This window comes from Pseudomonas tumuqii, from assembly GCF_013184545.1.
GTDB classification, from domain to species: Bacteria; Pseudomonadota; Gammaproteobacteria; order Pseudomonadales; family Pseudomonadaceae; genus Aquipseudomonas; species Aquipseudomonas tumuqii.
In genome coordinates this window covers 36,197-48,569 of sequence record NZ_JAAOJA010000021.1, presented here as the reverse complement: position 1 = coordinate 48,569, position 12,373 = coordinate 36,197, and the positions used below count along the sequence as shown (strand labels likewise).

Sequence of the window (12,373 nt, the reverse complement as noted above, 5' to 3'; positions counted from 1 at the left end):
AGGAAGGCCTTGGCCACCGGGGTCAGCAGCGCCACCAGCTCTTCGGCGCGCTTGCGCGTGGCCGGGTCCTCGCTGAACTTGGCGGTGTCGAGCTGCATGGCGACGTAGCTGGAGAAGGCGCGACCGCCTTCGTTCAGCGCCTTCATGGTCAGCAGCATGCGCCGCACGTCCGGGTGCACGATGATCGGGTCGGCGGCCTTGTCCTTGGCCTGCGGGCCGGTCGGCGCGCGGCTCTGGATGCGCTCGCGGGCGTACTCGACGGCGTTCTGGTAGGAACGCTCGCCCAGGGCCAGGCCCTGGATGCCGACGCCCAGGCGCTCGTAGTTCATCATGGTGAACATCGCCGCCAGGCCCTTGTTCGGCGCATCGACGATCCAGCCAGTGGCACCGTCGAAGTTCATCACGCAGGTGGCCGAGGCCTTGATGCCCATCTTGTGCTCGATCGAGCCACAGGACAGCGCATTGCGCTCGCCCAGGCGGCCGTCGGCGCCGACCATGAACTTGGGCACCAGGAACAGCGAGATGCCCTTGGGCCCGGCCGGCGCGTCGGGCAGCTTGGCCAGCACCAGGTGGATGATGTTCTCGCTCAGGTCGTGCTCGCCGCCGGTGATGAAGATCTTGGTGCCGCTGATCTTGTAGCTGCCGTCGGCCTGGGGCTCGGCCTTGGTGCGGATTATCCCTAAGTCGGTGCCGGCGTGCGGCTCGGTCAGGCACATGGAACCGGCCCAGGTGCCGGCGTACATGTTCGGCAGGTATTTTTCCTTCAGCTCTTCACTGGCGTGGGCGTTGAGCGACAGGCAGGCGCCGGCGGTCAGCATCGGGTACAGGCCGAACGACAGGTTGGCCGAGTTGACCATCTCTTCCACTTGCGCGGAGATCGCCTTGGGCATGCCCATGCCGCCGAACTGCGGGTCGCCGCCGACACCGACCCAACCGCCTGCGGCGTAGGTCTGGTAGGCCTCGGGGAAACCGGCCGGGGTCTTCACCGCGCCGTTGTCCCAGGCACAGCCTTCCTCGTCGCCGCTGCGATTGAGCGGTGCGATGATGCCGGCGGTGACCTTGCCGGCTTCCTCGAGAATGGCGCTGGCGGTGTCTTCATCCACCACCTCGGCCAGGGCCGGCAACTGGGTCCACAGCTTGGAGACTTCGAATACTTCGTTGAGCACGAAGCGCATGTCGCGCAGGGGGGCTTGGTAGTCAGCCATGGAAAATCCTCGAACGAAGCAACAGGGTTAAATCAAGCTTTGGAGTTTAACCGAGCAACATTTCAGACACATAGGGTCGTGTTGTGACCGACAGGTCTCCTATTGATTGCCAACTCACAGATGGCAAAAGCCCGCCAACTGGCGGGCTTTTTCCGGACGTCAAGCGTCGATCAGACGCCGAAATGCTCGGCCGGCAGGCTCATCATGCACTCGCTGCCGGCCTCGGCCGCAGCCAGGTGGGCGGCGGTACGCGGCAGCAGGCGCTTGAAGTAGAACGCGCAGGTGGCCAGCTTGGCCTGGTAGAAGGCCGCCTCGCCGGCGCCCGCGTCGAGCTTGTCCTGGGCGACCACGGCCATGCGCAGCCAGAAGTAGGCCAGGATGATGTAGCCGGAATACATCAGGTAATCCACCGACGCGGCGCCGACCTCGTCGGGATTCTTCAGCGCCGCCAGGCCGATCTTCTGGGTCAGCTCGCCCCACTGCTGGTTCAGGCTCGCCAACTGCGCCACGTAGCCCTTGAGCTGCGGGTGCTCGGCCTGGGCCGCGCAGAACTGGTGGACGATCTTGGTGAAGCCGCGCAGCAGCTTGCCCTGGCTGCCGAGCACCTTGCGCCCGAGCAGGTCGAGGGCCTGGATACCATTGGTGCCTTCGTAGATCGGCGCGATGCGGCAATCGCGGACCAGCTGCTCCATGCCCCACTCGCGGATATAGCCATGGCCGCCGAAGATCTGCATGCCGTGGTTGGTCACCTCCAGGCCGGTGTCGGTCATGAAGGCCTTGCAGATCGGGGTGAGCAAGGCCAGCAGGTTTTCCGCATCAAGGCGCTGCTCGGCGCTGGTGCCGAGGTGAGCCACATCGAGCAGCTGCGCGGTGAAGTAGGCCAGGGCACGGTTGCCCTCGTTGAACGCCTTCATGGTCAGCAGCATGCGCCGTACATCGGGGTGCACGATGATCGGGTCGGCCGGCTTGTCCGGCGCCTTCGGCCCGGTCAGGGCGCGCATCTGCAGGCGCTCGTTGGCGTACTTGAGCGCGCCCTGGTAGCTGGCCTCACCGAGACACAGGCCCTGCATGCCGGTACCCAGGCGGGCATGGTTCATCATGGTGAACATGCAGTTGAGGCCCTTGTTGGCCTCGCCGATCAGGTAGCCGGTGGCGCCGTCGAAGTTGATCACGCAGGTGGCCGAGGCCTTGATGCCCATCTTGTGCTCGATCGAGCCGCAGGACACTGCATTGCGCTCGCCCACCGCGCCATCGCCGGCGGGAAGGAACTTGGGCACGATAAACAGCGAGATGCCCTTGGTCCCGGCCGGCGCGTCCGGCAGTTTGGCCAGCACCAGATGGACGATGTTTTCGCTCATGTCGTGCTCGCCGGCGGAGATGAAGATCTTGCTGCCGCTGACCGCATAGCTGCCGTCGGCCTGGGGCACGGCGCGGGTCTTGATGATGCCCAGGTCGGTGCCGCAATGGGCTTCGGTCAGGCACATGGTGCCGGTCCAGCGGCCTTCGGTCATCCGGGTCAGGTAGGTCTGCTTCTGCTCTTCCGTGCCGTGGGCATGGATCGCCGACATCGCGCCCTGGGTCAGACCCGGGTACATGCCCCAGGAGGTGTTGCTGGCAGCGACCATCTCACTGATCAGCAAACCGAGCGAGTGCGGCAGCCCCTGACCGCCGTAAGCCGGGTCGGCGGCCAGGCTCATCCAGCCGCCCTCGCCGTACCGGGCGAAGGCTTCCTTGAAGCCCTTGGGCGTGGTCACCACACCATTGTCGAACTGGCATTCTTCTTCGTCGCCGGAACGGTTGAGTGGCGCCAGCACCTGCTCGCAGAACTTGGCACCTTCCTCGAGAATCGCACCGACCATGTCCGGGGTCGCATCGGCGGCGCCAAGCGCGGCGTAGCTGGTGGGAAAGTCGAAGACTTCGTCGATCAAAAAGCGCGTATCGCGCAGAGGGGCCTTGTACTCGGGCATGGTCGTTCTCCGTCAGGCAGGCGCGCAAGGCGCGGGTCGATAACCCCTACGCTACTGCCGAAGCGGGCGGCTCCACAACAACCGTACGCCCGCTGAATGCGCCGTCATAAACAGCCGGTACGCGGCCAGCGGGAGACGCTGGCTGCACGTGCCTGAGTAAGGTGTTGCGCGTATGCAGGCTGGCGCATGTCGATGCGGCGGGGCGAGACTCGCTCCAGCCGAGCAGCGCTAAATCGGGGCCGCGGTGGGCTGAAGCCCCCAGACGAAAAAAAGCCGCTACCCCGAGAGGTAGCGGCTTTTCCAGGCGGAATCGCGGTAGGGCTTAGTAGCCCAGGGCGAAGTCGTCTTCGTGCATGTCCATCAGGTTGCCGGCGCCGGACAACATGCTGGCCACGTGGCTGCGGGTACGCGGCAGGATGCGCGCGTAGTAGAACCGTGCAGTCTGCAGCTTGGCCTTGTAGAAGGCTTCGTCGGCAGTACCGGCAGCGATCTTCTCGGCCGCCAGGCGCGCCATGTCGGCCCAGAAATAGGCCAGGCAGACGTAACCGGAGTACATCAGGTAGTCCACCGACGCCGCGCCGACTTCTTCGCGATCCTTCATCGCCGCCATGCCGACCTTCATGGTCAGCTCGCCCCATTCCTTGTTCAACTGGGCCAAGGGCTCGACGAAGGCCTTGACCGCCTCGTTGCCTTCATTGGCCTGGCAGAACTTGTGCACGATCTTGGTGAAGCCTTTCAGTGCTTCGCCCTGGGTCTGCAGCACCTTGCGCCCGAGCAGGTCGAGGGCCTGGATGCCGGTGGTGCCTTCGTACAGCATGGAAATGCGGCTGTCGCGCACGTTCTGCTCCATGCCCCACTCGGCGATAAAGCCGTGGCCGCCATAGATCTGCACGCCGTGGTTGGCCGCTTCGAAGCCGACTTCGGTCATGAACGCCTTGGCGATCGGAGTGAGGAAGGCCAGCAGTGCGTCGGCCTGCTTCTTCTCGGCTTCGTCCTGGCTGTACTTGACGATGTCGACCTGCTTGGCGGTGAAGTAGACCATGGCGCGATTGCCTTCGGCGAAGGCCTTCATGGTCAGCAGCATGCGCCGTACGTCGGGGTGCACGATGATCGGGTCGGCGGCCTTGTCCGGCGCTTTCGGGCCAGTCAGGGAACGCATCTGCAGGCGCTCGCGAGCGTATTTCAGGCCACCCTGGAAGCCGATCTCGGCGTGGGCCAGGCCTTGCAGCGCGGTACCCAGGCGGGCAGTGTTCATAAAGGTGAACATGCAGTTCAGGCCTTTGTTCGCCGGGCCGATCAGGTAACCGGTAGCGCCGTCGAAGTTCATCACGCAGGTGGCGTTGCCGTGGATGCCCATCTTGTGTTCGAGCGAACCACAGGACACGGCATTGCGCTCACCGGCTGCGCCATCGGCGTTCGGCAGGAACTTGGGCACGATGAACAGCGAGATGCCCTTGGTGCCCTGCGGTGCATCGGGCAGGCGGGCCAGCACGATATGGACGATGTTGTCGGCCATGTCATGTTCGCCAGCGGAAATGAAGATCTTGGTGCCGGAAACCTTGTAGCTGCCATCGGCCTGGGGCTCGGCCTTGGTGCGCAGCATGCCCAGGTCGGTACCGCAATGCGGCTCGGTCAGGCACATGGTGCCGGTCCACTCGCCGGAGACCAGCTTGGTCAGGTAAGCATGCTTCTGCTCGTCGGTGCCGTGCTCGGCAATGGTGTTCATCGCGCCATGGGACAGGCCGGGGTACATGCCCCAGGACCAGTTGGCGGTACCGACCATTTCGCTGACCACCAGACCCAGCGACTCCGGCAGGCCCTGGCCGCCGTGGTCGACGTCATGCGCCAGGCTTGGCCAGCCGCCCTCGACGAACTGCTTGTAGGCTTCCTTGAAGCCGGTCGGGGTCTTAACGCCGGACTCGCTCCAGGTGCAACCTTCGGTGTCACCCACACGGTTCAGCGGTGCCAGCACCTGCTCACAGAACTTGGCGCCCTCTTCGAGGATGGCGTCGACCATGTCCGGGGTAGCATCTTGGCAGCCAGGCAGGCTCTGATAATGCGCTTCATAGCCGAGCAGTTCGTCGCGGACGAAGCGAATATCACGCAAGGGGGCCTTGTAGTCAGGCATAGCGGTTAACCTCTGCGGTGGACTCTTAGTGTGTTTGGGTGACCGAATAAGCGGTCGTTTGGAGGATCGCTCCCGACTGCCTGGCAACGTCTTGACCGCCAAGCAATCAAACAACTGTTTGAAACATACGTTTACGCCCCCGCCTTGTCAAGCGCCGCGGGACCGGCGATCGGAGGTTGGGCAAATACCAAGCGCCGTTGCCGGGCCGCCTCCGGGCGTTCGCGATCAGGCGCAGCACGTGGGACGGTCCAGTCGGCGTTCCGTTCCATTCGCAGCGACAACCCGCCAGCGTTGTGCGGCGCCGGGCAACCATGGTGCACTGCCTGCGGCGAGTGACACCCTGCGGGTCGCGGATCACTCGAGGAAATTGGTTGGAGCCAGGGCGCCTGGAGCCGGTCGCAGTGGACGAGCGTTTTTCGCAACCGCTCAGCCCAGCAGGTCGATCAGCGGCGCAGAGTCCGGCAATGCGGCGGTGCGCCGATACAGATCGAGATCGGCTGCAGACGAATGCGACGATTGGCGTGACGCCTCAGGATCGTCGCCGCGCGACGCAGGCTCGGCCGCCTCGCTCGGTTGTGCGCGCTCGGCTGGCCCTGCTGCGGTTTCACCGAGTCGCAGTTCGGCCAGTTCGACACGCGCCTGCACCATCTGTGCCTGGGCTTGCGCCGCTATATGCAGATCCTGGGCGGAGGGTTCGGCCGGCGCCAGGGCCGCGCGCACGATGATCTCCATCTTGCTCAGGGTGGCTTGCGGATCGTTCGCCACGGCGCTGGTGTCGATACTGACCTCACCCGCTACGGCATAGCGCTGGCCATCCGGGCCGTGCGTGTAGGTGTAGCTCGGGGCGCCGGCATAGCTGCCGCCGACCGCCGCATGGGCCTGTTCGTGGGCGCGCACGTCGCGGTCGCGAGTGGCCAGTTCGGCGATTTCCAGTTGCTCGAGGCGCTGTTGCTGTGGGCTGGTTTCGGCCTTGTCCTGCTTGCCAGCGGACTGGGTCGAGGATTCGGAGGACCGATCCGCCTCTTCGCGGGCAGACGCGGCTCGTGCATCGTTGGGGGCGGGGGAAGGCCTGGCAGGCGCCAGGGCGGCGCGGGTCAGGGCCGAGGCGGCCGACGCAACCGGCCGAACCGGCAGTGACGACGCTGCAGGCGCAAGATAGCTTGATACCGCGCCGATCTGCATGCCGTACCTCCTTGTCGCGCATGTGTTGTAGCCCGCGTCAGCGACCGGGGACCCTCAGGCCTTGGTATCGATCAGCGTGCCCAGTACTTCGTCGGCGGTACGCACCACGCGCGCACCGGCTTGCGCCTCGTGCTGGCCTACACGCAACGCCACCAGGCTCTCAGCCAGGTCCGCACGGCCTTGTCCGGCCGCCTCGGGCGCTGGATTGACTTGATTCGGCGCGGGCGTCTGCGCCGACTGTGACGGCGCGGCGACGGTACTGCTGGCGATCTCGGCGGCGGCCTGATCGACGCGGCGTTGCCCCGACTGAATGGTGCTGATGCCTGAACTGAAGGCGTTAGCGGAGATTTCCATAAACCAGCTCCCGCAGGTGAACTCCATCGATGCCCTGCATTGAAGCAGAAAATGCGCCTGACACGTACTGGCAAACGGCTATGGCGGGTGACGTGCTTATAGCTCCAGCCCCAGCAGCGCCAGATCGAGACGCTCCGCCACCGCCGCCGGCGTCGCCTTCGCCAGGCGCGGCACCCGCCCCAGACAAGGCGCCGGCAAGCGCTCGGCGAGGGTCGCCAGGTTCTCCTCCAGACGCGACGTCTTGGGATCGACCACGTTGGCCACCCAGCCGGCCAGGGTCAGGCCGTCGCGGGCAATCGCCTCGGCGGTCAGCACGGCGTGATTGATGCAACCCAGGCGCACCCCGACCACCAGAATCACCGGCAGATCCAGGCTGATCGCCAGATCCGACAACGCGGCCTGACCGGCCAGCGGCACGCGCCAGCCGCCAGCGCCTTCGACCACGGTGAAATCCGCGCCCTTGTCGAGAATCGCCTGCACCGGCCCGCGCAGCGCGTCCAGATCCAGCAGCACGCCGGCCTCGCGCGCCGCCAGATGCGGGGCGATAGCGGGGGCAAAGGCCAGTGGATTGACCTCCTCGTAGCGCAGCGCCAGGCTGCATTCGCCAAGCAGGGCCAGGGCGTCGCCGTTGCGCAGGCCGGCGGGCGTCTTGCTGCAACCGGAGGCTACCGGTTTGGCGGCGGCAGTCGACAGCCCGGCCATGCGCGCGGCATGCAGCAAGCCGGCGGCAATAGTGGTCTTGCCGACTTCGGTGTCGGTGCCGGTGACGAAGAAGGCTGCAGTCATCTCAATTCTCTTTGCGCAAAATGCCGTAGACCACCTGATAGCTCGCCGGCAGTCCTTGCGCCTGGCGGAATCGCTCGTAGCCGGCAAGCAGTGCCAGCATGCGCGCCCGCCCGGTGAGGCCGCCCGGGCGACCGAGGTTGAGGTTGTGCGCGCCCAATGCCTTGAGTTCATGGGTCAGACTGCGCAGATCGGGGTAGTGCAGCACCTCGGCCTGGGTTTCCAGGCTGAGCACCTGCAGGCCGCTGCCCGCGCAGAGCTGCCGGTAATCGCCGAAGCGGCGGAAGCGGTTGACGTGGACGAAGCCGTCCACCGCCTGCCAACTATCGCGTAATTCCTGCAGGGTACCGACGCACAGGCTGCTGAAGGCCAGCACCCCGCCCGGGCGCAATACCCGCCGGGCTTCGCCGAGCACCGCGGCAAAGTCCGCACACCATTGCAACGCCAGGCTGGAAAACAGCAGGTCGCAGGACGCGTCGCGCAGCGGCAGACGCTCGGCATCGCCGACGACAAACTGCTGCGCGCCGCCCAATGGCCGGGCGTGGCGCAGCATGCCCTCGGCAATATCCAGGGCCACACCCTCGGCGGCGCCGTAGCGCTCGCCCAGGGCACGACTGAAATGGCCGGTGCCACAGCCCAGGTCGAGCCAGCGTTGCGGGCTCGGAGTGGCCGGCAAGCGCGCCAGCAACGCGCTGCCGACCTTGCGCTGCAGGGCCGCGACGCTGTCGTAGCTGTCGGCCGCGCGGGAAAAGGACGCCGCCACCTGGCGCTTGTCCGGCAGGCCGCCGGTTTGAAACAGCTCGCTCATGTCCAGACCTCGGCGTAGGGTGCGCCGTGCGCACCATAGATCCGACGCCATTGGTGCGCACAGCGCACCCTACGGGTTGCGTCAATCATCGCCGGCCTCGTGCAGGAAAGCCTGGATCGCCGCCGCCACTTCATGGGGACGCTCCAACGGAAAGGCGTGGCTGGCCGCGTCGATCAGGCCGACCTCGACATCCGCCAGCAACGCCAGCAGCGCGGCCGCCACTGCGGGCGGCACCAGCGCATCGCCGCCGGCAAACAGATGCAGTTGCGGGCCGACAAAGTCCTGCAAGGCGCCGCGGGTATCCAGCGCAGCCAGCACATCCAGCCCGGCCAGCAGACTCTCTGCATGAACCTGCGGCGCCGCGCCCAGCAGCAGTCGCGACAGCCCGCGCGGATCCGCCGCCCCCTGGGTGCAGAGCAGGGCAAAACGCTTCAGGGTGGCACGTGCATCGGCCGCGCAGCCCTGACGAAATACGCCGAAGGTCTCAACCGCCATCGCGCTGGGCCAGGTCGGCTCGGCGACGAAACACAGATTGCTGGCCAGGGTCAGCAGGCCGGCGCAGCGCTCGCCGCGCCGCGCCGCCAGTTCGCTGGCGAGCATGCCACCGAGCGACCAGCCACCGAGCCAGGCGTCCTGGGGCAGATTCGCATCGAGTTCGTCCAGCCAGTCGGCGGGGTCGCTGGAATCCAGCAACGGCAAGGGCTCGATCTCGACCCGCAGGCGCGCGTCGAGTCCGCGCAGGGCGTCGGCCAGCGGTTCCAGCGGGGCACTGCCAAGGCCCCAGCCGGGCAGCAGAATCAGGTGGTCACGCATCGCTGCTCTCCAGTAGCGGCCAGCACTCGGCCAAGGCCTCCAGCAGCAGTTCGAGCTGGGCACTGCTGTGCGCCGCCGACAGGGTGACGCGCAGGCGCGCACTGCCGACCGGCACCGTCGGCGGACGAATCGCGGTGACCAGCAAGCCGCGCTCGCGCAGCAGTTGCGACAAGCGCATGGCCCGAGCGCTGTCACCGATCAGGATCGGCTGGATCGGCGTGGCGCTGTCCATCAACTCCAGACCAATCGCCCGGGCACCTTCACGGAAGCGTTTGATCAGCGCATTCAAGTGCACGCGCCGCCAATCCTCGCTGCGCAGCAATTCCAGGCTCTTCAGGGTGGCGCAGGCCAGGGCCGGCGGCTGGCTGGTGGTGTAGATATACGGCCGGGCGAACTGCACCAGGGTTTCGATCAGTTCTTCACTGCCGACGACGAAGGCGCCGGCGGTGCCGAAGGCCTTGCCCAGGGTGCCAACCAGTACCTGCACGTCATCCGCGCCCAGGCCGAAATGCTCGACGATGCCGCCGCCCGTGGCGCCCAGCGGGCCGAAACCGTGGGCGTCGTCGACCATCACCCAGGCCCCCTTGGCCTTGGCCACCGCACACAGCGCCGGCAGGTCGGCCAGATCGCCGTCCATGCTGAACACGCCGTCGGTCACCACCAGGGTATTGCCGCCGGCCTTGTCCAGGCGGTTGGCCAAGCTGGCGGCATCGTTGTGCAGATAGCGCGAGAAGCGCGCACCGCTGAGCAAACCGGCATCCAGCAGGGAGGCGTGATTGAGGCGGTCTTCCAGCACCGTATCACCCTGGCCCAGCAGCGCGGTGACCGCGCCGAGGTTGGCCATGTAGCCGGTGGAAAACAGCAGCGCTCGCGGCCGCCCGGTGAATTCGGCCAGGGCCTCCTCCAGCTCGTGGTGGGGAGTGCTGTGACCGATCACCAGGTGCGAGGCGCCGCCGCCGACCCCCCAGCGCAGCGCGCCGGCGCGCCACGCCTCGATCACCTGCGGGTGATTGGCCAGGCCGAGGTAGTCGTTGGAGCAGAAGGCCAACAGCTCGCGGCCGTCGACCTTGACCAGCGGCCCTTGTGGCGAGTCGAGCAAGGGCCGCTGCCGGTAGAGACTGGCGGCGCGGCGTTCGGCGAGGCGAGTGGCGAGATCGAAGCTCATGGCAGCCCGGTTGGCTTTTGTAGGAGCGAGCTTGCTCGCGATCAACGGCAAGCGAGATCGCCAGCAAGCTGGCTCCTACAGGTTTGAAAGGGTTAGACCGCGGCGTTATAGAACAAGCTGGAATCACGCTGCTCGGCCAGGGCTTGCTCGATCGCCGCCTGATGCACTTCGTCGGCGTGCTCTTCGCGCTCTTCCGGCTTGATGCCGAGACGGGCGAACAACTGCATGTCCTTGCCGGCCTGGGGGTTGGCGGTGGTCAGCAGCTTCTCGCCGTAGAAGATCGAGTTGGCGCCGGCGAAGAAGGCCAGGGCCTGCATCTGCTCGTTCATCGCCTCGCGGCCGGCGGACAGGCGCACATGCGATTGCGGCATCATGATCCGCGCCACGGCGAGCATGCGGATGAAGTCGAAGGGGTCGACATCCTGCTCGTCGGCCAGCGGCGTGCCCTTGACCTTGACCAGCATGTTGATCGGCACCGACTCGGGATGCTCCGGCAGGTTGGCCAGTTGGATCAGCAGGCCGGCGCGGTCGTCCAGCGACTCGCCCATGCCGAGAATGCCGCCGGAGCAGATCTTCATCCCCGCATCGCGCACGTAGGCCAGGGTTTCCAGGCGCTCGGCGTAGGTGCGGGTGGTGATGATGTTGCCGTAGAACTCCGGCGAGGTGTCCAGGTTGTGGTTGTAGTAATCGAGGCCGGCCTCGGCCAGAGCCGCGGTCTGCTCCTTGTCGAGCTTGCCCAGGGTCATGCAGGTTTCCAGGCCCATGGCGCGCACGCCTTTGACCATCTGCAGCACGTAGGGCATGTCCTTGGCCGACGGGTGCTTCCAGGCCGCGCCCATGCAGAAGCGGGTGGAACCGATGGCCTTGGCCTCGGCGGCTGCCTCCAGCACCTTCTGCACTTCCAGCAGTTTTTCCTTTTCCAGGCCGGTGTTGTAGTGGCCGGACTGCGGGCAGTACTTGCAATCTTCCGGGCAGGCGCCGGTCTTGATCGACAGCAGGGTCGAGACCTGCACGCGGTTGGCATCGAAATGCGCGCGGTGCACAGTCTGCGCCTGGAACAATAGGTCGTTGAAGGGTTGTTCGAAGAGCGCCTTGACCTCGGTGAGGGTCCAATCGTGACGCAAGTGGGCAGCGGTGGTGGCGCTCATTGGTGATTCCTTGTTAGTTGTAGCGGCTGCTAAAGTCAGCCAGCACGACACGGATGTCCGGCATATTTAAGGAAGCCTTATGCGCTGTCAACCAGATGAGCAACTACAGGTTTACAACTGGTTAAAAATCAAACAACTCTGTCTGCTCTGCGACGAGCCTGCCGACAGCGCACACAGCCTCTGCGTCAGCTGTGAAAGCGAACTGCCGTGGCTCGGCGCCCGCTGCCAGGTCTGCGCTCTGCCGCTGCCGCACGCCGGCCTGACCTGCGGCGGCTGTCTGCGACGGGCACCACGCTTCGACCGGGTCGAGGCGCCCTGGCGCTACGCCTTCCCCGTCGACAACCTGATCACCCGCTTCAAGCATCAGGCCAAGTGGCCACTGGGACGTCTGCTCGGCGAGCTGTTGTCACACCACCTGCTGCATGCCTTCGACGAAGGCCTGGCCAGGCCCGACCTGCTGCTGCCCGTGCCGCTGGCCGAGCGCCGGCAACGCCAGCGCGGCTTCAACCAGGCGGCGCTGCTCGCCCAGTGGCTGAGCGAACAGTTGCAGTTGCCGTTGCAGCACCACTGGCTGCAACGGGTTATCGACACCCCGGCGCAGCAGCAACTGGACGCCGCCACCCGCAAACGCAACCTGCGCCGCGCCTTTGCCCTGGCGCCTGCGAGCGCCGTCAGCGGCCTGCACCTGGCCCTGGTCGACGACGTGCTAACCACCGGCGCCACCGCCGAGAGCCTGGCGCGGCTGCTGAAACAGGCCGGCGCGGCACGGGTCGACATCTATTGCCTGGCGCGCACACCGAAACCCGGGGACTGACGCAGA

11 protein-coding genes are annotated in these 12,373 nt (G+C 66.2%); 1 reads left to right on the top strand and 10 read right to left on the bottom strand.

Annotated features, from left to right (window positions below):
• The 10 genes from G9C89_RS23215 to bioB all read right to left on the bottom strand — a co-directional run.
• Window positions 1-1,205, bottom strand: a 1,205-nt coding sequence (locus G9C89_RS23215; protein ID WP_172152761.1) for an acyl-CoA dehydrogenase family protein, incomplete at its 3' end; no start/stop codon positions are given.
• Window positions 1,206-1,375: 170 nt separating this feature from the next.
• On the bottom strand, window positions 1,376-3,172 hold the full coding sequence (locus tag G9C89_RS23210) for an acyl-CoA dehydrogenase C-terminal domain-containing protein (protein ID WP_172152759.1): 1,797 nt from the start codon (window positions 3,170-3,172) through the stop codon (window positions 1,376-1,378).
• Between the two features lie 322 nt (window positions 3,173-3,494).
• Window positions 3,495-5,300, bottom strand: a complete 1,806-nt coding sequence (locus G9C89_RS23205) for a phenylacyl-CoA dehydrogenase (RefSeq protein WP_172152757.1) — start codon at window positions 5,298-5,300, stop codon at window positions 3,495-3,497.
• A 426-nt stretch (window positions 5,301-5,726) separates the two neighbouring features.
• Window positions 5,727-6,482, bottom strand: a complete 756-nt coding sequence (locus G9C89_RS23200; protein WP_172152755.1) for a putative metalloprotease CJM1_0395 family protein — start codon at window positions 6,480-6,482, stop codon at window positions 5,727-5,729.
• Window positions 6,483-6,536: 54 nt separating this feature from the next.
• Window positions 6,537-6,836, bottom strand: coding sequence for a hypothetical protein (locus tag G9C89_RS23195; protein WP_172152753.1), 300 nt, complete (start codon window positions 6,834-6,836; stop codon window positions 6,537-6,539).
• A 96-nt stretch (window positions 6,837-6,932) separates the two neighbouring features.
• Entirely contained in the window at window positions 6,933-7,622 is a 690-nt protein-coding gene (bioD, locus tag G9C89_RS23190) for a dethiobiotin synthase (RefSeq protein WP_172152751.1), read from the bottom strand.
• Between the two features lies 1 nt (window position 7,623).
• A complete protein-coding gene (gene bioC / locus G9C89_RS23185; RefSeq protein WP_172152749.1) occupies window positions 7,624-8,427 on the bottom strand; it encodes a malonyl-ACP O-methyltransferase BioC in 804 nt (267 codons plus the stop codon).
• Window positions 8,428-8,508: 81 nt separating this feature from the next.
• Window positions 8,509-9,240 (bottom strand): alpha/beta fold hydrolase, encoded by a 732-nt coding sequence (locus tag G9C89_RS23180; RefSeq protein WP_172152747.1) that lies wholly within the window; start codon window positions 9,238-9,240, stop codon window positions 8,509-8,511.
• Window positions 9,233-10,405 (bottom strand): 8-amino-7-oxononanoate synthase, encoded by a 1,173-nt coding sequence (bioF, locus tag G9C89_RS23175; protein WP_172152745.1) that lies wholly within the window; start codon window positions 10,403-10,405, stop codon window positions 9,233-9,235. The genes G9C89_RS23180 and bioF overlap by 8 nt, the downstream gene beginning before the upstream one ends.
• Window positions 10,406-10,497: 92 nt before the next feature.
• A complete protein-coding gene (gene bioB, locus G9C89_RS23170; protein ID WP_172152743.1) occupies window positions 10,498-11,553 on the bottom strand; it encodes a biotin synthase BioB in 1,056 nt (351 codons plus the stop codon).
• A gap of 79 nt (window positions 11,554-11,632) precedes the next feature.
• On the opposite strand from bioB, the gene G9C89_RS23165 reads away from it, so the two are divergent.
• On the top strand, window positions 11,633-12,367 hold the full coding sequence (locus G9C89_RS23165; RefSeq protein WP_172152741.1) for a ComF family protein: 735 nt from the start codon (window positions 11,633-11,635) through the stop codon (window positions 12,365-12,367).
• The last annotated feature ends 6 nt before the right edge of the window (window positions 12,368-12,373 follow it).